This window comes from Sinorhizobium terangae (genome assembly GCF_029714365.1).
Lineage (GTDB): Bacteria > Pseudomonadota > Alphaproteobacteria > Rhizobiales > Rhizobiaceae > Sinorhizobium > Sinorhizobium terangae.
Map to the genome: position 1 here is coordinate 737337 of NZ_CP121660.1, position 22064 is coordinate 759400.

At 60.7% G+C, this 22064-nt stretch carries 14 protein-coding genes and 3 pseudogenes; 9 read left to right on the top strand and 8 right to left on the bottom strand.

Features of this window, described 5'->3' with window-relative positions; all coding sequences use genetic code 11:
- Positions 1–51 precede the first annotated feature (51 nt).
- The gene (locus QA637_RS22185) at positions 52–411 is read left to right on the top strand and encodes an NADH dehydrogenase ubiquinone Fe-S protein 4 (RefSeq protein ID WP_153441662.1); all 360 of its coding nucleotides are present in this window, start codon (positions 52–54) and stop codon (positions 409–411) included.
- 612 nt (positions 412–1023) lie between these two features.
- Positions 1024–2046, top strand: coding sequence for an IS110 family RNA-guided transposase (locus QA637_RS22190; protein WP_283066918.1), 1023 nt, complete (start codon positions 1024–1026; stop codon positions 2044–2046).
- Positions 2047–2492: 446 nt separating this feature from the next.
- Here QA637_RS22190 and QA637_RS22195 read toward each other — a convergent pair whose 3' ends face one another.
- Positions 2493–3122 (bottom strand): LysE family translocator, encoded by a 630-nt coding sequence (locus QA637_RS22195; protein WP_136509942.1) that lies wholly within the window; start codon positions 3120–3122, stop codon positions 2493–2495.
- Between the two features lie 476 nt (positions 3123–3598).
- Here QA637_RS22195 and QA637_RS22200 point away from each other — a divergent pair.
- From QA637_RS22200 to QA637_RS22230, 7 genes and pseudogenes are all read left to right on the top strand, one after another.
- Positions 3599–4444 (top strand): annotated as a pseudogene (locus QA637_RS22200) (tyrosine-type recombinase/integrase).
- Between the two features lie 84 nt (positions 4445–4528).
- Positions 4529–5559: pseudogene (locus tag QA637_RS22205) on the top strand (IS110 family RNA-guided transposase).
- A gap of 438 nt (positions 5560–5997) precedes the next feature.
- Positions 5998–7184: pseudogene (locus QA637_RS22210) on the top strand (IS91 family transposase).
- A 540-nt stretch (positions 7185–7724) separates the two neighbouring features.
- The gene (locus QA637_RS22215) at positions 7725–8396 is read left to right on the top strand and encodes a CBS domain-containing protein (RefSeq protein WP_283066920.1); all 672 of its coding nucleotides are present in this window, start codon (positions 7725–7727) and stop codon (positions 8394–8396) included.
- Between the two features lie 65 nt (positions 8397–8461).
- Positions 8462–9490, top strand: coding sequence for an alcohol dehydrogenase AdhP (gene adhP, locus QA637_RS22220; RefSeq protein ID WP_283066922.1), 1029 nt, complete (start codon positions 8462–8464; stop codon positions 9488–9490).
- 274 nt (positions 9491–9764) lie between these two features.
- Complete coding sequence (locus QA637_RS22225) at positions 9765–13616, top strand: GH36-type glycosyl hydrolase domain-containing protein (protein ID WP_283066924.1); 3852 nt, start codon at positions 9765–9767, stop codon at positions 13614–13616.
- A 212-nt stretch (positions 13617–13828) separates the two neighbouring features.
- Complete coding sequence (locus QA637_RS22230; protein WP_283066926.1) at positions 13829–16180, top strand: ethanolamine ammonia-lyase; 2352 nt, start codon at positions 13829–13831, stop codon at positions 16178–16180.
- Between the two features lie 155 nt (positions 16181–16335).
- Here the strand turns inward: QA637_RS22230 and QA637_RS30915 are convergent, their stop codons facing one another.
- The 7 genes from QA637_RS30915 to ccoO form a co-directional block, all read right to left on the bottom strand.
- Complete coding sequence (locus QA637_RS30915; protein ID WP_428843166.1) at positions 16336–16635, bottom strand: hypothetical protein; 300 nt, start codon at positions 16633–16635, stop codon at positions 16336–16338.
- A 34-nt stretch (positions 16636–16669) separates the two neighbouring features.
- Positions 16670–17005, bottom strand: coding sequence for a cbb3-type cytochrome oxidase assembly protein CcoS (gene ccoS, locus QA637_RS22235; protein WP_346283781.1), 336 nt, complete (start codon positions 17003–17005; stop codon positions 16670–16672).
- Positions 16945–19215: a heavy metal translocating P-type ATPase gene (locus QA637_RS22240; protein ID WP_283066928.1), complete on the bottom strand. Its 2271-nt coding sequence runs from the start codon at positions 19213–19215 to the stop codon at positions 16945–16947. Before QA637_RS22240 ends, ccoS begins: the two co-directional genes overlap by 61 nt.
- Before the next feature lie 2 nt (positions 19216–19217).
- Positions 19218–20024, bottom strand: coding sequence for a DUF2189 domain-containing protein (locus tag QA637_RS22245; RefSeq protein ID WP_283066930.1), 807 nt, complete (start codon positions 20022–20024; stop codon positions 19218–19220).
- Positions 20025–20243: 219 nt separating this feature from the next.
- Positions 20244–21125: a cytochrome-c oxidase, cbb3-type subunit III gene (ccoP, locus tag QA637_RS22255; protein WP_283066932.1), complete on the bottom strand. Its 882-nt coding sequence runs from the start codon at positions 21123–21125 to the stop codon at positions 20244–20246.
- The gene (locus QA637_RS22260; RefSeq protein ID WP_283066933.1) at positions 21116–21286 is read right to left on the bottom strand and encodes a cbb3-type cytochrome c oxidase subunit 3; all 171 of its coding nucleotides are present in this window, start codon (positions 21284–21286) and stop codon (positions 21116–21118) included. Before QA637_RS22260 ends, ccoP begins: the two co-directional genes overlap by 10 nt.
- A gap of 21 nt (positions 21287–21307) precedes the next feature.
- Complete coding sequence (gene ccoO, locus QA637_RS22265) at positions 21308–22060, bottom strand: cytochrome-c oxidase, cbb3-type subunit II (RefSeq protein ID WP_283066934.1); 753 nt, start codon at positions 22058–22060, stop codon at positions 21308–21310.
- Positions 22061–22064 lie beyond the last annotated feature (4 nt).

A 22064-nucleotide genomic window follows, 5' to 3' on the forward strand; every position in this document is an offset into this window, starting at 1 on the left:
GGCCGGGCACCGACATGCCCGGCCGGCCATTCTGGTACGACCACCGACATCATGACGGAACGCCGTTTTCGACAGGGAAAATCTGGTAGCGCTGCCCAGAAGTTCGCTGAGCAGGTCAGCGACAGCCAGCACCCCGCGGCTGACAAGGACCAGCCACGGCCGAGCATCGATGCGGTAGCACGCATCTTTCGTCCATCGCGTTCCGTGATGACGTCGGCGCGCGTTTCTAGACGACCTTGGCTGCTGGTGTTCGAACGGAGAGTCCCGCCCACAATCGATTATCTTATGGGCTATACCGGCGGGAGTGACACGCTCACTCAGGTCGAACTGCGCTTCCCGTCTTGTGATGCCGCGATCGCCTATGCGGAACGGCAGAAACTGAACTACATCGTCGTGGGCAGGAGCCGCTAGTGTTTAGGGGAGCAGTGAATGGCTTTGGCCGGAGCGCTGTACCGTTCAGTTCATGGGACGAACGTCGGGTCCCATCAATCCGGAACCGTCCGCCGCTGCAGCGGCGGACGGTTGTCTTGGATCATACATGGGCGTGGGGGTTCTGCCGATCGGCGAACTGGCAAAAGAAATGACTGCGGACGAGACCCGAGACCGCTTTCCTGTGAATGTCCGCAAAAGGGACCAGCACCGGAAATCCCGAGCGATATCGACGAGTGGTCGCAACGGGTCGGTCTTACGCGTTCACCACAGTGCAGAAGTGTGATCAGCGTCGAAAGTTCGAAAGGGGCTGACTTCGGCTCAGCGTTCGATCCCGGCGATCTGCCAAGGGTAGGGAACGCCGGCACCGTTGCAATGAGAGGGTGAGACCGTCTCGACTTCGCACGCCGCAACCTTGAAAATTCATGTCCCGCCCAAAAACGCGTTTTCACACATGGGGTAATCGCGGGAGCGAGTCGCCCCTGATGGCCAGAAGTGGTCACGCTATTGAAGAGCAGGTGGTTGTTCCCCGATAGGATGGAAGTACGGGCTCACGACTGGACGCCGGGCCCAAGCATCGAACGGAGAACAACCATGAGCGAATATATCGGTCTCGACGTGTCGTTGAAAGAGACGGCGATTTCTGTGCGGCGTGACGGCAAGAGGATCTGGCGTGGCAAATGCCCGTCTGATCCGCGCCTGCTTGCAGAAGTGCTCCGCAAACGAGCGCCGACGGCAAAGCGGGTGGTGTTCGAGACCGGTCCTTTGTCGGTGTGGTTCTATCATGCCTTGCACGCGGAAGGGCTTCCGGCGATCTGCATCGATGCTCGGCACGCCAAGGCCGCGCTCGACATGGCGCCGAACAAAACGGACGCCAACGATGCCGATGGCTTGGCCCATCTGGCCGAGGTCGGCTTTTACCGCGAGGTGCGGGTAAAGGGCTATGACAGCATGCTGATCCGCACGCTGGTGGCCGCACGGACCAAGCTGGTCAGGATCACGACCGAGCTCTCCAACCAGATCCGCGGGCTCATGAAGACGTTCGGGCTGGTCGTTCCTCCGAGCAAAGGCGGCACGTTCGAAGACAATGTCCAGCGCCTGCTTGCCTGTCAGGAAGAGCTTGCCCGGATCATCCTGCCGGTTCTTGAAGCCTGGCGCAGCATGCGTGCCCGCGCCGCCGAGCTTGGGCGGCAGCTCATCGCCAGCGCACGGCAGAGCGAGGCCTGTCAGCTGCTGATGTCGATCCCCGGGGTTGGTGCGGTCACCGCAACTTCGTTCACGACCGCCATCGAGGATCCGGCCAACTTTAAAAAGTCGCGATCGGTCGGCGCTTGGCTGGGACTGACCACGCGTCGCTACCAGTCCGGCGAGGTCGATTATGACGGCCATATCTCCCGGCGCGGCGACGCTCATTTGAGGGGACTGCTCTATGAAGCCGCGACCGTGATCCTGACGCGCAGCTATGCCGACAGCGACCTGCGCGCCTGGGGACTGAAGCTGAGAGAGAAGATTGGCTTCAAGCGCGCAGCGGTTGCCGTCGCACGCAAGCTGGCGGTCATCATGCACTCGATGCTGAAATCCGGCGAACTGTTCAACCGGGTGACCAGCATGGCCTGACACAGCAAGCTCATATGCGTCTGCCCTAAGGCGCATCGAGGCGTCCCTGCCGGGACGTGGAACGGACCATTCCGCCGAGGCTGTTGCACCTTCGAGCCGCCGTGCCCGTAGCGTGCGCTTCACACTCTGGAAGGTTCACCCGCGAAGCCCCATCATGCGGCGATTAATATCGACCGCGAAGACGACACTGCTCCCGGCAAACGCCAGCTTCGATGTTCAAAAAAAAGGGCTTGCATTTTACCGCGCGATTAGACGACGTCCTCGGTGGGGAACAGCCATTCGGTGTGTTTCCGCCGGACAAGTTGCCCCCAAGCGCGCGAATGGGCAATGGTCGCGAGCATGGAGCGTCTTTAAAGGTCTCACACGAGTCGCTCGCTGATCTGCCTTTGATCGTGAACGAAGACACAGCGCAAACCGGTCGGACCTCAGCCTAGAAACCAGGTCGATTACTTATTCGTCGCCAATGCTGCGGTTGCCCCAAGGCCGATGAACGAGGTACCGGAGAACCAGCGCAGAAATTGCTGAAAGCGCCGGCTGCGGCGAAGGAAATCGCCGACGGTACCAGCTACTAGCGCGAATACCGCATCGCTCATGATGCCTAGCCCCATGAAGGTGAGGCCGAGGATGAGGATCTGCCAATGCAGCGCGCCCCGTGTGGGATCGACGAATTGCGGCAGGAACGCCAGGAAGAAGATTGCCGTTTTCGGATTAAAGAGGTTGACCACAAAGCCATCGCGGAAGGCTCGGCGCAGCGGCTCTGCGGCGACCACCGGTAGTTCGGGGTCGAGTTCCTTGGCCATGAAGGTGCGGATGCCCATCCACACCAGGTAGGCAGCGCCGAGATACTTCACGATGGCGAAGGCCAGCGCCGACGAGACAATGAGGGCCGAGAGACCGATTGCCGCCGCAACAATGTGCACGATGGTTCCGAGATGGATGCCCATCACCGAGACTAACCCCGCAGTTCGACCCTGTTGGATCGATCGTGCCACGATGAAGAGCACGGCCGGGCCGGGCGTCAACAGCAGCACCAGCGACGCCACGACAAACAGTCCCCACAAGGTCAGATCCGGCATGATGCCCCCCTTTGCTTCGCTTCTCTGATAGAAGCCACATAGTGGTGGCGAAAACAAGGGATCACACCTTCCCTCATTCTTGTCGCCGAGCATTGACACTCCGGCGCTAAGGCGGGGAAAAACTCGGCCGAAGGTTGTTTGGCGCGCAGTCGGCCGTAGGTCGTTACAGGAGAGCAGGGGCGTTTCTAAGGTCAGCGAGAAACTGCCAAGCAAATCGCGCATCGTCCCCGATGTGAGCGAAACACGCCCCGGGTGGTTCTGCATCTGCCCTGAGTGTGAGCCTGAACCGTGTGAAATCCAGAAGTGAAGTGCAGTGGAGACCGCGGGAGGTCGCGAGTGGGTGGCAGGACTAAGCCGCTCGCGCGGCAATGGCGCTTGTGGCTGGCGGTGCGTTTCCTGATCGACGTCGGTTCTTTGTGTCTCGGGTTCCTGGCCTGACGATTGAGACTTCTCAATCTGATGGACAGGAGGGTCCGATGACAGAGGAGAAGACCACCGCGCTGCGTGAGCGGATGATCGAGGACATGCGCATCCGCGGGATGGGCGACAAGGCGCAGCAAGGCCACATCCGGGCGATCAAGGATTTCGCGGCCTTTCTGGGGCGCTCACCCGACACGGCGACGCCGGAGGAGTTGCGGGCCTACCAGCTACACATGACCAATGCCGGGGTGACGCCCTCGACATTCAATGTCCGGATCATCGCGCTCAGGTTCTTTTTCGGGATCACCTGCGGGCGCGAGGAGATGAAGCGGTACATGCAGTTCCAACGCAAACCGCAGAAGCTGCCGGTCGTCTTGAGCGTCGAGGAGGTCGCCGACCTGCTGGCCGCGGCTCCCGGGCCCGGGCTGAAGTATCGGGCGGCGCTCAGTTGGATCTGCTGCGCGATTACTGGCGGGAGGCGCGTCCGCGGGGATGGTTGTTTCCCGGCACATCAGCTATGGCGCCGGGCTGCGGGCGTCGGAGGTGTGCCACCTCAAGGTCACTGACATCGACAGCGAGCGCATGCTGATCCACGTCGAAGAAGGCAAGGGCGGCAAGGATCGCAAGGCCATGCTATCGCCGGGCTTGCAAAGCCGAAGATCAATCCGATCTCGCCGCGCCAGCTCAACCGGGCCTTCACCGCGGCCAAGCACATGGCGGGCATCGCCAAGCCCGCAACGCTGCATACCCTGCGCCACAGCTTCGCCACGCATCTGCTGGAGGCGAACACCGACGTGCGGGTGATCCAGGTTCTGCTCGGCCATGCCAAGCTGAGCAGCACCGCCCGCTACACATGGGGTAATCGCGGTGCGACTGCCCCCGGCAACTTATTTGCAAGATGATGCTGTCTGGGTTGGTTGCCCCCGATAGGATGGAAATACGGGCTCACGATTGGAACCGGGCCCAAACATCGAATGGAGGCAACCATGGACCAATATATAGGGCTCGACGTTTCATTGAAAGATACTGCGATCTCGATCCGGGAGGACGGGAAGCGGATCTGGCGGGGAAGCGCGCTTCGGATCCAAAGGTGTTGGCGCAGGTGATCCGCAAGCATGCCCCGAACGCAAAACGCGTCATATTCGAGACGGGGCCGCTGTCGACGTGGTTCTATCACGCACTGACGGCGGAGGGGATCCCCGCTATCTGCATCGAAGCGCGGCACGCGCAAAAGATATTGAACGAGACGCTCAACAAGACAGATGCCAATGATGCAGATGGCTTGGCCCAGCTGGCCGAAGCCGGCTTCTACAAGGCGGTCCGGGTAAAGTCATTTGACAGTATGTTGACGCGCACGCTGGTCGGCGCCCGCAATCAGCTCCTGAGCATCTCAACCCAACTTAGCAACCAGATCCGCGGCCTGATGAAGACGTTCGGCCTTATCATCCCTAAAGGAACGGGTCGGGTGTTTGATGGCAATGTGAGAGAGCTTTTGGCTGGGAATGATGACCTTGCACGGATCATATTGCCCCTGCTTGAGGCGTGGCGCGACATTCGCAAGCGCGCGGCCGATCTTGATCGCCAGTTGCTCGCAGTGGCACGGCAGAGCCAGGCTTCGAAGCTTCTGACGACGATCCCAGGAATTGGCGCCGTTACGGCGGTGTCCTACATCGCAGCGATTGAAGATCCAGACAACTTCAAAACGTCGCGCTCGGTTGGTGCCTGGCTCGGGCTAACAACGCGGCGCTACCAGTCAGGTGAGGTCGACTATAACGGCCATATCTCGCGTAGAGGTGACAACCATCTGCGGGGGCTGTTGTATGAAGCGGCGACAGTGCTTCTCACGAGCGCCAGTGCCAGGACCGAGAGCAGCCTCAAGAGCTGGGGGCTTCAGCTGCGTGAGCGGTTGGGCTTCAAGCGCGCTGCGGTGGCAGTCGCCCGGAAGCTTGCGGTCATCATGCACAGCATGCTCAGGACAGGAGAAGTCTTCAACGCATCGGCTGGCGCCATCGCATAAGCAACCGCCAGCTTCTGCCCTCAGCGCGTCAAACCTGATTTGAGGCACTGAGCGTCCCTGCTGCGGACGTCGGTTGGATCATTCCGCTACGAGTGGCTGCAGCTCGTTGAGACTGCGCGCTACACATGGGAAGGTCCTGCCTGCGAAGCCCATTGTGCGGCGACATTTGTCGACCGCGAAGACAACCCTGCTCCCCAGCACCGGATAGCTCCGAAGGACATGCCGCTGAGCGCCGATCCACCGATCAATTTAATCTGCGTTGCCTACCCGCAACCCGGCGAGGTCGCCGAATGCCTAAAGCACCTTGACGACCGGGATGCGATTAGACAACCCACGTCGCCACCAAGTTGATCCGCGACACCATCAGCCCGTTCGAGCGCCTGAAGCAGTTGGAGGATCTCACCCTGAGGCGTCGGCTGGAATGAAGCGCGCGCCGGGGTGCCCCGGCAAAAGCTGGAGATCGCTGACATCTTCCGAGCCTATGGGCCTGCGTGGCGGCGAGCCAATGCCGGGCATGTCAGCCTGACCCAGCTCAAGGTCATGGCGGCGATCGAAGCCTGCCGAACCGAGGCGCTCGGCGGGCATGTGGCGGCTTGCACCAAGTGCGGGCATAACCACATCGCCTATAATTCCTGCAAGAACCGGCACTGTCCGAAGTGCCAGGGCCCCGCGGCGCGCGACTGGATGGCCGCCCGCGCCGAAGACCTGCTGTCGGTCGAGTATTTCCACGTGGTCTTCACCCTGCCGGCCGAGATCGCGCAGATCGCTTACTGGAACAAGAAAGCTGTCTACGACCTGCTGTTTCGGGTATCGGCCGAGACGCTGAGCACTATCGCCGCCGATCCCCGGCAGCTTGGCGCGCACATCGGCATGACCAGCGTGCTACACACCTGGGGATCGGCGCTGATCCATCACCCGCATGTGCACATCATCGTGCCCGGCGGCGGGCTGTCGCCGGATGGCACGCGGTGGATCTCATGCCGCCCCGGGTTCTTCCTGCCGGTGCGGGTTCTGTCGCGACTGTTCCGGCGGTTGTTTATCGCAGGGCTGCGGGCACTGCATTGCGCCGGCGATCTGAGGTTCTACGCTGATCTGACAGCTCTCGCAGAGGCTGACGCGTTCGCCGCCTGGCTGTGCGCAAATCAGAATGGGTCGTCTATGCCAAGCCGCCGTTCGGCGGTCCCGAAGCGGTGCTCGCCTATCTCAGCCGCTATACCCACCGGGTGGCGATCTCCAACAGCCGTCTGATCAGCGCCGATGCCGAGACCGTCACCTTCCGCTGGAAGGACTACCGGATCAAGACCGGCGACCGTCAGAAGGTGATGCGGCTGGCCACCGACGAGTTCATCCGCCGCTTCCTGCTCCATGTGCTGCCCGACGGTTTCCACCGCATCCGCCATTACGGCCTGCTCGCCAGTGCGGGCCGCAAGACCAAGGTCGCAAAGATCCGCGCTCTGCTCGGAGCGGAAACGGCCAAACACAATGATCCGCCAAGCGCTGAGACGATCCCGCTCACTCTGAGACAGCCATGCCCCGAGTGCGGTGGCCCGATGCGCATCATCGAGATCTTCCGACGCGGTCAGAAACCCAGAGCCCGGGCGCCACCGAGAAAGCAGGCCGCATGACAAGGTGCCCGTCACATTGGCCAAAGCCGACCCGAAAACACTCTGCATTCCGGGATCGGATCGCTTTGCGCCCAATAACACTGAGCATCGCAAAAGCGTCGAAATCGGCACCAACGAGACCGCCAGATCTGCTTCCGATCATCGCCTCCCACACCCTCGGGTCGGCGCCTTTGCGTCTGTCGGCAGCGCCGAAGTCCACAACAGACGCCCGCGGCCCCGCGCTTTCCCCATAGGTCCCACCCAGCCTCCGCGGCTTCCTCCTTCCAAGGTTTGTCAACGCGGGCCGCCCAACGCCAGCGGCAAACGTCGCGCTGCGGCCCGCATCGAAAAACCTTCAGGAGAGCAGAAGTCCGCATCCGCTCGGTTCAGGTCTGGCTCGCGCCGAAGCGGACATGCGACTATGGCGTCGCGCGTCTTATCAGACAGGGAAAAAGGGACCCTGTAGCACTTGGAATTGCTGCATTGTCGTTCCGCCTCAACAGGTTTAATTTAGATTCACTAATGACGGTACTCGGGGGGCTTTGCCGGAGTTAGATCGACATGCTTGTCAAAGATGTTATGACGAGAAAGGTCGTCAAACTGTCGCCTGACAACAGTGTCAGACAGGCAGCCAAACTCATGTTCGAACATCACGTAAGCGGCATCCCAGTCGTTGGCGATGAAGGGCATTTGCTCGGCGTCATCAGCGAGGGCGACCTGATCCGTCGGACGGAACTCTGCAGTGGAGCATCCGTCTTGATGACCGACATCGCGCTCGCCCCCGACGACAGAGCCAACGCGTTCGTGAGGCGGTGTTCGTGGAGAGTTGGCGATGTCATGACGGTCGATCCCGTTACCATTGAGGAGGATGCGCCCCTGACGCGTGTTGCAAGGCTCATGCAGGAACGCGGCATCAAGCGCATCCCCGTAATGCGAAACGGAGAACTGGTCGGAATCGTCAGCCGTGCTGACCTGTTACAGGCAATTTTTTTAGCAAAGCCAGACGAGACGGCAGCCGGCGACGAAGCTATTCGACGTAGCATCCTCGCTCGCCTCGGCGAGAACACTGGTCTCGAAGGATTGGACGTGACTGTCACGGTCACCGAGGGGATTGTGCACTTTTGGGGCAAAGTCGAGACGGCCGCTTGCCGGAGAGCCGCGCGGATTCTGGCTGAGGGCGTCCACGGTGTCCGGGGCGTGGTCGAGCATTTCCCGGATCCCTACACTCAATAGCTCGCCCTGCTCATACCGCCCCCGAGAAGCGTCTCTGAACCCATACGAGATAAAGGGGAATGAAAATGGCACAGAAGATGAAGGCGGCTGTCGTTCGACAGTTTCGTACGCCGCTCGCCATTGAGGAGATGGAGGTTCCAACGCCGCGGCCGGGGCAGATACTCGTCAAATATGAAGCGACGGGCGTATGTCACACCGACCTCCACGCAGCAAACGGCGACTGGCCCGTGAAGCCAAGTCCACCTTTCATTCCAGGACATGAAGGTGTCGGCTATGTCTCGGCCGTCGGCGCGGACGTGAAGAGGGTAAAGGAAGGCGACAGGGTCGGAGTACCCTGGCTTCATACGGCTTGTGGCTACTGCCCATATTGCCGAACCGGCTGGGAAACCTTGTGCGCGTCGCAATCCAATACCGGATACTCAGTCAATGGCACTTTTGCTGAATTCGGACTGGCGGATCCGGAGTTCGTCGGTCGCCTCCCCGATACATTGGATTTCGGACCGGCCGCCCCGGTCCTTTGCGCAGGCGTCACCGTCTACAAGGGGCTGAAAGAGACTGAAGTCCGCCCCGGTGAATGGGTGGCCATATCGGGCGTCGGCGGCTTGGGACACATGGCCGTTCAGTACGCGAAAGCGATGGGCATGAACGTTGTGGCCGCCGATATATTCGACGACAAGCTGGCATTGGCAAAGCAGCTTGGGGCTGACGTCACGGTCAACGGCAAAGCGAAAGATGCCATTGCGCAGGTACAGAAAGCGACGAACGGCGGCGTTCATGGCGCGCTCGTGACCGCTGTTTCCCCTGCCGCGATGGAACAGGCCTTCGGCTTTCTGCGATCACGGGGAACGATGGCGCTTGTTGGCCTTCCTCCCGGAATGATTTCCCTGCCGGTGTTCGAAACAGTCCTGAAGCGCATAACGGTGCGCGGATCGATCGTCGGCACCCGTCAGGATCTGGAGGAATCGCTGCAGTTCGCAGCCGAAGGCAGGGTGACGCCGCATTTCTCGTGGGAGAGCCTGGAGAGCATCAACGACATCTTCAGTCGCATGGAAGCGGGCAAGATCGACGGTCGCATCGTGATGCGACTGCAGTAGCAGGCGCGATACCCCGCCAGAGTGACGTCAACGAATAATTCTGCCGGGAGGCAGCATCGCTCGAAGCGGCAGCGGCGAACGACAGCATCCGGCAACAAGGGGCAGCGACCGCGCTGTTCCACGGAAGCTGACGCCAGGGTCTACAGCGCCGCGCGTCTTTTCAGACGCGCAAAGGACGCTGTAGCACTTTGAATCGCGGCATGTTCTTGTCCTTTAATCGCCTACGATTAAAGGCGACATGCAGTAGGTCCGCAGCAATTGAGGGATCCGTGTGATGGTCCGATCGACTGACGAAGTTGCAAGTGCCGGCGCTACGCACCCCGTCTGCGCGCCTCCCGAAATCGCTTTGCTTTCGAACGGGCGATACAGCCTGCTTCTTACCGAGGCGGGTTCAGGCTACGCATCCTGGCGTGGTCTCGATGTGACGCGTTGGCGCGAGGATGCCACGCGAGATTGCTGGGGCCAGTTCTGCTACATCCGCGACCTTGAGAACGGCAATGTGTGGTCGATTGGCCGGCAGCCGATCTGTCGGGCGGATGCCACATATGAGCGAGGCTTTCATGGCGATCGCGCCGAGTTTCGCTGTGCCGTTGGAGACATCGACATTTCGTGGCAAGTCTGCATCGCGACGGATTGCGACGCGGAAGTGCGTTTGCTTCGGCTGTTCAACAGGGGAACGGCGGCGAAAGAACTCGAGCTGACCAGCTACTGCGAAGTCTGCCTGAACGGTCGACGCGCCGATAGCGCCCATCCCGCCTTTGCCAAGCTCTTCGTCGAGACCTGGTTAGATGCCGAGTCCGGCGCATTGTTTGCAAGACGTCGGCCACGCAGTGCCCTGGAGAAGCCGATCTGGGCGGTGCACGTTTCTTCATCGAGCGACGACCAACGCCCCTCGGTTCAGTACGAGACGGACCGCCGCAGGTTTCTTGGCCGCGGGCGAACGCCATCGAACCCCCGCGCCCTTGAGCCTGGAACAAGCCTGTCTGGCACGACGGGTCCCGTGCTCGATCCGGTCTTTAGTCTGCGCAGGACAGTTGTCTTAAAGCCCTCTGGAACCGAGCAGATCGCGTTCGTCACGGGCGCTGCCGACAACGAAGACGAGGTCCGCGCCATTGCAAGGCGCTTTGCGGATCTCGGGGCGGCCGAGCGGGCGCTGTCAGATGCCATGGAAGGTTATGCCAGCGGACTTGCTTCGTCGAAGCTCACCGCCGCCAAGGTGGCGGCCTACAACCGGCTGGCGGGAAGCCTGGCATTTTCGCATCGCGGTTTGCGGAATGACAGCGGTCTCGGCAATGTGCGGCTGAGTAGAGATGCTCTTTGGTCGGTCGGGATTTCCGGAGATCTCCCCATTTTACTCCTGCGCATCGACGGGGCGGACGAAGCGTCGCTTGTCGAGGATGTCATTGACGCCCACGCCTTCATTTCCAGTCGCGGCCTTTCCTTCGATCTCGTTCTCCTCGACGAGAATGGCGTGAGCGATGCAGTGGCATTGGATCGAGAGGAGGCGGAGGCACTTGGCAAGCCCGGAGGCGTTCATGTCCTGTCCGCGAGCGCTCTGCCGGCCACCTCGACAGATGCGATCGCTGCTGGCGCACGTGTCGTCCTCTCCTGCAGCCGGGGACCGCTTGCCGATCAAATCGAGCGCAGGTCTAGCCCGGCGCACCAGGCTTTGACTCATACCCGGACGCACTTTCGAGGGCCACGAGAGAAGTTGTCCCATGCAGGACGAACTGACCTGCTTTTCTGGAACGGTCGCGGGGGCTTCTCCGAAGATCGGCGCGAATATGTGGTTCTTATGGACGGCGGAGCAGAAACGCCGACACCGTGGTGCAACGTCATGGCAAACCGCGAGTTCGGCTGCCTGACGAGCGAAAGCGGACTTGGCTACACCTGGGCGGGCAACAGCCAGCTCAACAGGCTCACGCCCTGGTCGAACGATCCGGTTTCAGATCCACCGAGTGAAGTCGTCTACCTGCGCGACGAGCAAACCGGCGAGCTCTGGACGCCGACACCTTTGCCTCTCGGTCAATCCATGACAACCACGGTAACCCATGGACAGGGTTACAGCCGCTACGAGAGCGCTGGCAAAGGCTTGCACCATGAGATGACGGTCCACGTCGCCGTGTCGGAACCGATCAAGATCATTCACCTTGCAATCCGCAACGATGGAAAAGACACGCGCGCCCTGACCGCCACTTACTTCGTTGAATGGGTGCTCGGGACACTGCGCGAGGATGCTGCGGGGCGCATCGCGTATGAATTCGATGGCCCAGCGGGAGCGGTCGTCGTGTGGAACGTCTGGGAGAGCGACTTCTCCGGAAAGCTGGCATTCGTTGCGTCAAGCGTGCCGCCGCGCTCGGTAACCTGCGAACGGGGCGAGTTTCTTGGCAGGAACGGTTCCGTGTTTCAGCCTGTGGGACTTGGAGGCTCGGATCTCGGCAGCAGCGCAGGCTCGCCAAGCGATCCCTGCGCTGCGCTCACGATCGAGGTTTCAGTCCTCCCCGGCCAAAGCGCCGAGCTGGTGTTCGTGCTCGGCTGTTGCGACAGTCGTGACGAAGTTCGAAGGCTCATCCGCGAATATGGCGGGCCTAAGCGTGCGCAACGCTCACTCGCGGTCGCAGCCCGCCACTGGGATCGGCTATTGAGCTCGGTCACGGTTCGAACGCCCGACGCCGCCTTCGACCTCATGATGAACCGATGGCTGCTCTATCAGGTATTGGCTTGCCGCGTCTGGGCGCGAACGGGTTTCTATCAGTCTGGCGGCGCCTATGGTTTCCGTGACCAGCTCCAGGACGTGGCAGCTTTGGTGCAATCCGCGCCCGATGAAACACGCACCCACATTCTTCGCGCGGCCTCGCGCCAGTTCACGGAAGGAGACGTCCAGCACTGGTGGCATCCTCCGTCGGGCATCGGCATGCGGACCCGCATGACCGACGATCTCTATTTCCTGCCCTACGTCGTCCACCACTATGTGTCGACGACTGGAGACTATGCGCTCCTCAGTGAGCAGGTTCCGTTCATCACCTCGTCTGTCCTGAATGACGATCAGGAGGAGAGCTTCGGCGTTCCTCAGGTCAGCCAGGAGAGCGGAACCCTCTATGATCACTGTTGCCGTGCCCTGGAGCGCGGTTTCCGCCTCGGAAGCCACGGACTTCCGCTGATGGGAACCGGCGACTGGAACGACGGCATGAACAGGGTGGGCGCCGAGGGCAAGGGCGAGAGCGTATGGAACGGATGGTTCTTCCTCACGGTGCTCAACTCGTTCGCCGAGATTGCATCGGCACATGGCGATGAGGATCGGGCGGCGTGGTGTCGCGAGCGTGCCGAAGCTCTGCGCGCTTCATTGGAGGCCAACGCCTGGGATGGTTCGTGGTATCGCCGCGCCTATTTCGACGATGGCACGCCGCTTGGCTCCTCCGTGAACGACGAGTGCCAGATCGATGCCATTCCTCAGGCGTGGGCGGTCATCTCAGGGGTTGCCGACGCCGAACGCACGTCACGCGCAATGCAGGCGGTATGGGATCGGCTCGTTCGCCGCGAAGACAAATTGATCAAGCTCTTCGATCCGCCCTTCGACAAGGGGACACTGCAGCCCGGCTACATAAAGGGCTACGTTCCGGGGATACGGGAGAATGGCGGACAGTATACCCACGCGGCTGTCTGGGTCGCCTTGGCGACCGCGCTGTCAGGCGACGGAGAGCGGGCGTTTCAGCTCTGGAGCATGCTCAATCCCATCAATCACGCGCTGACGCCGGAAGATTGCGAACGCTACATGGTCGAGCCCTATGTCGTCGGCGCCGACATCTATGGTGCGGCACCGCACACTGGGCGCGGCGGCTGGACCTGGTACACAGGGGCGGCAGGCTGGCTTTATCGTGTAGGTCTGGAAGCGATCCTCGGCATTCGCCGTCTAGGACCTCAACTGTCGATCGAGCCGTGTATTCCGGGAGAATGGCCGGCGTATGAGGTCGACTACCGATACGGATCGGCGACCTATCGCATCAAGGTGACCAAAGATGCGAAGGCCGGGCGGTCGCTGACCATGGACGGCGCACACCTGGCTGACGCGACCGTTCCACTCGCGGACGACGGACGAAACCATGATGTCCATCTGGTGGCTGGCTAATCATGGCGGAATTGCTGCCGACAGATCAGGATCTCGGTCGACGTCAGTTCACGACGCACGGATCGAGATGCAACCCGATACTTCCCGCAAGCATTGCCGAAATTCAACATAGCTCAAGCGGAGACGGCTAGCGGCCTTGGCCATCGATTGGGGTGGCAAGCCGTTCAGCGGAATGCCGATAGCACTGGACCCTTTGCAGAAAGGAAATGGCCATGAACAAGGGCTGGTTCTCTCATCAGCATGACGGGATTTCCAGAAGAGACCTCCTGGTAATGGCGGGAACTGCCGCCGCGACGCTCGCAAGCTATAGTCGGAATGCCAGAGCGGCACTTGGCGGAGGCTCCTTTAGCATTGACGAAGTCAAGCAGGGCGAGGACGTCTTTGCCTATATCAGCAGGATCAAGGGCGGGTTTGACCAGACGGCTTACCAGCAGGTGATAGGCGCCGCGAATGAGTTCAAGGAGGGAGATCAGGCAATTGGCGTGGGGGCCGAGAATGAGACGACACGACGGAACGCTCGCGCCCTTCTGACAAACACCAAAATCAGTGACCTCTACCAGCGCCCGCTGTTCGAGGACGAACTGCAAAAATTGATCTGGCAGACCACGGATCAGGTCCAGTACGAAAAGGTCAAGGACTGGACGATGGGGCAACTGAAGGAATTTCTTCTGACCGAACCGGAGGAAAACATCAAAGGCGTCATGAATGGCCTGACCAGCGACACGATCGGCTTTGTCCCGAAACTGATGAGCAACGAGGAACTGGTCTCCCTCAGCCAAAAGATTTTCAATGTCATGCCTGGAACCAAGATGGGGGCCAAGGGATACATGGGCGCCCGGATCCAGCCCAATTCTCCTACAGACCATCCGGACGACATCGCCTGGCAGGTCTTCGATGCCTTCTCCTATGCAACTGGCGACATCGTCATCGGCACCAATCCGGTGGATAGCACGGTGGCGAGCGTCGTCGCGGTTGAACGTGCGCTCAAGGACATCGTCGATACTTTCGGCCTTGATGACGTGATCCCCTGGTGTGTGCTGGCGCACATCGATGTCCAAGGCGAGGTGAGCGAAACTTCCCCGGGAACGGTTTCCACGATGTTCCAGAGCCTTGCCGGAACGGACGACTGCAACAAGATCTTTGATATCACCAACGAGAAGATCCTGAAGTACGCGCGCGCGAAGAATGGGGAAAGATATGGCCTCTACTTCGAAACCGGACAGGGCTCGGAATTCACCAACGGCGTGGCAAACGGCGTCGACATGATGGTGCTCGAGTCCCGAAAATACGGGTTCAGCAGAGCGGTTGGACTCGAACTCGCAAAGGTGCAGCCGAGCGGCGCATGGCTTCATGTCAACGATGTCGCCGGCTTCATCGGCCCGGAGGTATTCAAGAGCCGCGAACAACTTGTGCGATGCTGCCTCGAAGACATGGTCATGGGCAAGCTCCACGGGCTCACCATCGGCCTCGACATCTGCACCACCCTGCACATGACGGTCAGCCTCGAAGATCTGGATTGGTGCCAGGACCAGATCATGCCGGCCAATCCCGCCTATCTGATTGCCCTGCCTACCAAGAACGACCCGATGTTGAGCTATCTCACCACGTCGTTCCAGGACCACGTGCGCGTGAGGGATAAATTCGGCTTCAAGGTCAACGATGCGATGTGGGATTTCTACAAGCGGATCGGAATCGTTGACGAGAATAACGGCTATACCGAGAACTACGGAGATCCTCTGTGGGTCTACTATCAGTACCGCCTCGCCAAGGGTGATGGAAGGTCCAGGGACGCGGTCTACGCGGAAGGCCGGGAGAAGATGCGGGAGGTTGAAGAAAGAGGTGTCGATCTCGCGACCGGCCACGGGCAAAACATCTGGGATCTCAATCCGACGCTCGCGGCCAAGGTGAAGGGCCTTTACGACGACGCCAAGCAATCCCTCTGGGCCGAACTCACGCCCGAGTTTATCGCCGCCGTGCCTAATGTCGTGCCCGTCCGCACCCTGTCGAACGACCGTAATGACTACATAACCCACCCGAACACAGGCGAAACGCTGAGCCCGGAAGCAATTGCGGAGATTGAAAGAATAAGGGACTCCTGGGGAGACGATATGCCCAAGGGCCAGATCGTCATCTCGGACGGTCTCAACGCCAAAGCCATCATGGACGACGGACATCTCGCGCCCTACCTCGAGGAGATGCGCAGGCTGCTTGCCGAGGCCGGTGTCACCATGGGCGACAAGAACATCATGGTCACCAGCGGAAGGGTGCGCGCCGGCTACCGGATCGGCGAGGTGCTTTTCGAGAAAGCAGATCCCGACACGATCAGAGGGATTCTCCACATCATCGGTGAGCGGCCCGGCACCACGCACCACGCCTACTCGGTCTACATCACCGTCGCCAGAGGCAAGCGATGGGCCGACAAGAATATCGACCACGATATCACGAGACTCGTGAGCAACGTCGCAGATACCGCCCTGCCGCCAAGGGAGGCCGCCAGGGAAACCTTGACCATTATCAGGGAGATCGTCGGCAAGGAGGTGAATGGCAGCCGACGTTATGGCTAAGTCGCCCTCCCAGGGCGAATGGCCGCCTAGGGTCGAACTATCGCCTCAGCAGGCCAACAGGCGGCGCTCCGACGCGAAGCGTCGCCCTTCAGTGCTACAGCTCCACTTGCTCTAATGCATCATCGACCTTGATCGAGGACCCTGACCTCAACGAACTATCCGGACCGCCCCTCTTGGCGGCGTTCCTTCGGGACTCTGACGCCACGAAACACGGCGACGGTAGCTCCTACCGTACCGCCTGCAACGATGCCGGCAGAACCGCCGGCCAGCATCGCAATGAGGCAGTTGAGAATGGCGACACCGGCTTGGGAATTCGAAGGAAATGCCATTCCCGCAACGAGCCCGACCAGAGCGCCGATTACTCCAAACATGATTGCGAACAGGGTTACAGATTCCGAGGGGTCCATTCGGCCAACCGGTCGCTCTTGTTGATCAGGCCTTGGCTCCATTGGCATTGCATGTTCCGGAGAGCCTGCATTCAAGCCCTTGTCAGCCTCTTGTTGCATTCGGTCCTCCGGCGGCATGTTGGAACCTCCGCATCTCGACATCGGGAACGCTGCGATCGAACGGCGGTTTGTCTGGGCCCTGTGAAACGGATCTTTCCGCAGCTCTGAGCAATCTCTCGTCATCCTCATCATCGAACAGGACCCTTTCGGCCGCTCCGTCCAGGTCCGAATATTGCCCGGTTCGTAGAGACCAGAGAAATGCCAACAGACCCACGACGCCCATCGCTAACGTGATCGGTATTAGAACAACAAGATTATTCATCGCTCTACCGCCGCTGGTTCTCGCGCGTCGAAGCTCTTGCGCTTCTCGGCGTCCCATATCCTGAGGCGCAGGGCATTTCCCACGACGGCGATCGAAGACAGGGACATGGCGATGGCTGCGACGAGCGGCGTGACCTCTCCGGCAATTGCGAAGGGCACGCTGACGACGTTGTAGGCCACCGCCAGCGCGAAATTCTGCCGGATCAGAGCATTGGCTCGCGATGCGGTCTGCAGGATATCGCTGATCGCCAACAGGCTGTGTCCAAGGAAAACGAAGTCGGACGCGCTTCGTCCGATGTCAACGGCGGACGAGGGCGCGATCGATACATGCGCGGCGGCGAGCGCGGGCGCATCGTTGAGCCCGTCGCCGATCATCAGCACCTTGCGGTTGGCGGCCGAATATGCCCTGATGACGTCCACCTTTTCAGACGGGAGCAGCTCTGCGAAGAAGTCACCGATCCCCAGTCGGCATGCGACCGACGCAACCGCCGGGTGGCCGTCGCCCGATACTATGCTTACCGAAAGGCCCGAGGCGTGCAGCACGCGCATGAGCTCCCGCGCGCCCGGACGGAGGGTGTCCTCGAGGGAGAATACGGCAAGTGTCCTGCCGTCTTGCGATAGTGCGACTGTCGACGATCCATCATTCGCGGTGGCCTGCGGCGCGATCGATGCCCAGGCATGGCGTCCGAGGCGATAGACTTGATTTCCGACGCGGGCCTCTATGCCGTATCCGCGAATCTCCTCAATCCGGTCGAACGCGATGGGAGGCGTTTTCCCCTGGACTTTCGCGGCGGCAATGGCGACAGACGCGGGGTGCCTGGAAAAGCTCGCCATCGCGGCCGCCAGGGATAAAGTTCGAGCCGGGATCTCATCCACATTGCCAAGGCGGATCTCTCCCAGTGTCAAGGTTCCGGTCTTGTCGAACAGCACGGTGTCGATTTCGCTCAGCCTCTCGAAGGCCGATCCGTCGCGAACCATGATCCCGCTTTCGAGAAGCCGCCGGACAGCGACGACCTGGACCATCGGAACGGCGAGGCCGAGGGCACAGGGACAGGTTATGATCAGCACGGCGACGGCGATTGTGATCGCCTTGTGCAGGTCCCCGGTATCATAGAACCAGGCGATCATGGAAAGGAACGCGACGCCATGTACGACGGGCGAATAGAGGCCGGCCGCGCGGTCCGCAATCCGGCGATAGGTCGAACGGCCGCTTTCCGCGGCCTCCATCATGCGGGTCATTTCGGCGAGGAATGAATGGTCCGCGCGCGCGGTCACCCTTAGCGTCAGAGGATTCGTGAGGTTCATCACGCCGGACTGTATGGTCGTCCCCCTTTGCGCATGTCTCCACCGGCTCTCCCCGGAAACGAGCGAGCAATCAAGCTCCGAGGTTCCCTTCACGACGACGCCATCGACTGGCAATCGTTCTCCGGCGGCGACAAGCAGATGCATGCCGGGCCTGATATCGGCAAGCGGAACATAGGTGACGGTTCCGTCGGCGCGGATGACATTGCCGCCCTGGGGCGCGAGCCTTGCCAGCGCGCCCAAGGCCGAACGCGCCTTGCCACGCATCAGTTCATCCAGTGCCCGACCCGCCAGCAGAACAAACAGCAATGAGGTGCTGGCGTCGAAATAGGCGTGGGGCGCATTCTGGAATGTGTCGTAGGCACTGAGTGCGAAGGCAAGCAGGACGCCGACGCTGATCGGCACATCCATGTTGGTGCGACCGCGCCTCAGCGCTCCCCAGGCCGAGCAATAGAAGATGCTGCCGGAGTAGATAATCGCCGGCAGCGCCAGCGCCGCCGAGATCAGGTGAAAGCTCTGGCGCGTCGCCGGGTCGGCTCCCGACCAGACGGAGACCGACAGCATCATGATATTCATGGCCGAGAACCCGGCGACGGCAAGCGCCCTCAGCAGGGCGGAAAGCTGTGGATTCTGACTGCCGTCGTCGAAAGATGCAAGGTGCGAGGCATAACCGATCCCTGCAAGTGCTTTGACGAAGTCCGGACACTCTTGCTCCTTGCCGCGCCAGTTGATCGTTACCCTCCGGTTCGACAAGTTGACTCGGGCGACCTCCACGCCGGGGATGTCCGTGAGCGTCGCTTCGACAGCGGCGATGCATGCGGCACAGCGCACCGTGGGCAGGGATAGAGTGATCTGTCGCAGGCCGTCGCCAAGGTCACGGCTTGCCAACCAGATCTCCTCAGGGCGGACGAAGCTGCCTGCAGCATCGTCAGCAAGGGAAACAGCGATGCCGGAGCAGCACGACATGTCTAGCTCATCGCCTTGTAGGCATGCCAAGTGGCGTGCCCGAGCAGCGGAAAGATCACAATGAGGCCGATCAGCGCCGTGGCGACGCTCAAGAGAAACAACGCCAGAACGATCGCGCCCCAGACGAACATCGGCCGGAGATTGTTCCAGACCAGGGCCGCGCTCATTCCCATCGCCGTGAACGCATCGATGCGTTGGTCAAGCAGCATGGGAATGGAGAACACGCTTATGGCAAAGGAAAATCCGGCAAAAAGCGCTCCGACCAAAATCCCGACCGTGAGCATGGCCCACCCGGCGGGCGTCGTCAGCAGGAGTTGGGTGACATGCTCAAGACCCGGAAACGGCCGAACACCGAAGAACAGTGCATAGATGATTACCGCCGCGCGCATCCACAGCAGCATGAGCATGCAGAGAATGAGCCCGGTAAAGAACACTTGAGCCCCGGCCATCGGCCTCACGCGCAGCATGCTTCCAAGGCCGACAGGCTCGGATTGTTCCAGGCGCGAGCTCTTCAGATAGAGACCGATGGCCAGAAGCGGCGCGACAATCATGAAGCCCGCCACGGCGGGAAGCAGGAAATAGTCACGCCCGGTGGCAAACAGGAGCCATATGATCGAAAAGGAAACGGCGAAGACCGCCACACCATAAGTCAGGCTGAGCATCGGATAGGTCATCAGATCGCGCCAACCTTTGGCGAGCCAGTCGAGAGGCGCCTGCGCCGGAAGATGCCGTTGCCATTTCGGGTTCCAGGTCTCCTCAATGCCTGAGACCTCGCCGACCCACCTCGATAACTTTCTATTCCCGCTCATGGGCCTCTCCAGGATCCCCCGACAACGGTCAGCAGGATGACTTTGCGGCTCTGTATTCGCCCGGCGCCGATCCTTTGTCCTTCAAGTGAGCAACGCATCCGGGATCGCTTCGGATTGCGACATAGAGCAAGTGGGCGTTGGCGCCGAGAAAAATGGCAGCCGCCATCAGGATCCAGAATGACAACGTCGACCTGTTCGGCTTTGTGGCGGCCTTTCTCATCATGGTTTCTCGACGCCAAGAGAGTTGACATAGAGGGCGAGCATCTTGATCTCCGCAGGTGTCAGCCTCTCATCCCAGGTCGGCATATGGCCTTGGCGTCCGCCATGGACGGACTCGATGATGGCCGGCAGGGTGCCGCCATAGACCCAGTAGGTGTCTGTCAGGTTCGGAGCGCCGACATCCCGCTTGCCCTTCGCGTCTTCGCCGTGGCAAGCGGCGCAGGTGGTGAGGAATATCTCTCTGCCGGCCTCGATGCGGCCTACGTTGTCCGGCGTGGAATACGCGGGGTTGGTCAGCGAGTAGACATAGCCGGCGACATCACGGACCTGATTGCGATCAAGCATTTCGTCACGACCGAACGAGGGCATCTGCGCGATACGGCTCTCGGGATGCCGAGTGTTGATGCCGACCTTCAGGGTTTGAGCGATATTCTCCGGGCCGCCGCCCCAAAGCCAGTCGTCATCGGTCAGATCCGGATAGTTGCTTCGACCTTTGCCGTCGACGCCATGACAAACGGCACAGTTGTCTCCGAAGAGTTGATGACCGGTGGAACGGACCGTTGCCATCAAACGCTCGTCCGCCCTTATCTGGTCGTAGGAGAGCGTATCGATCTTCTTTTCCCAGACGGCTCTGGCCGCTGCCGCCGCGGCCAGCTTCTCCTCCACGACGTTTCGCTCATCGATCCCGAGCAGACCCCTCGTGTAGGTGGCCCCGAGCGGCCAGGTCGGCAGCAGCACCCACCAGAGGAGGGCAAAGATATGGGTCGCGATCAGGAACAGCAGCACCCCGCGCGGAACTGGAGTATCGAGTTCCTTGATGCCGTTCCATTCATGCCCCGTTGTCTTTCGGCCGCTGACGGGGTCGACTTCCTCTACGTCCATGGCTTGTCGTTCTCGTCGAGAATGCCCTTCTTTGCGCGATCGAAACGTTTCCGGTTTGCAGGCCAGAATGTGTAGACGAGCACGCAGATCGAGAACGCGATCAGGTAGAAGAGCCCCCAGCTCTTCGACGCCTCCACCAATGTCTCATGCGTCAGATCCATGGCTTTTCGTCCGCTCTCGCTTCAGTCGTTCGGGTTGGGTACTTGCTCCGGAGCCGCGGTGTTCTGGTATGCTGCCTTTGTCATCCTTCCGAGGACCTGCAGGTAGGCGACGAGTGCATCCATTTCCGTGACCCGCGTTGTCACACCGTCGAATGCGCTGACCTGTGTTTCCTCCCCATAGCGTTCGGTCACGCCGGTGGCTTGCTCGCTATCCGGCACTGCCTGTCCGAAGGCATCGCGAGCAGCGTTCTCGATCATTTCATCGGTATAGGGGACGCCAACGCTTCTCAGTGCTGCGAGATGAGCGCCCAGGTCGTTCAGGCGCAACGGCGTCCGGGCCAGCCAAGCATAGGCCGGCATGTTCGATTCCGGCACGACATCGCGCGGATTGGTGAGGTGGGCGACATGCCAGAAGTCTGAGTATTTTCCGCCAACTCTGGCGAGGTCGGGCCCCGTTCTCTTCGAACCCCACAGCATGGGATGATCATATTTCGATTCGACCGCGAGCGAGAAAGGCCCATAGCGTTCCACGTCGTCCCTGAGCGTGCGGATCATCTGGCTGTGGCAGGCGTAGCAGCCCTCGCGTATGTAGATGTTGCGTCCGGCAAGCTCGAGGGGCGTATATAGACGCATGTCGTCGACGTTCTCGACCGTCTCGTCGATGGTAAAGAGCGGAGCGATCTCCACGATGCCGCCGACGCTGGCCGCGACAATGATCGCGAGCACGAAACCGATCGCCGTACGTTCGAGCTTGCGATGAACGAGTTCAGGCATGTCG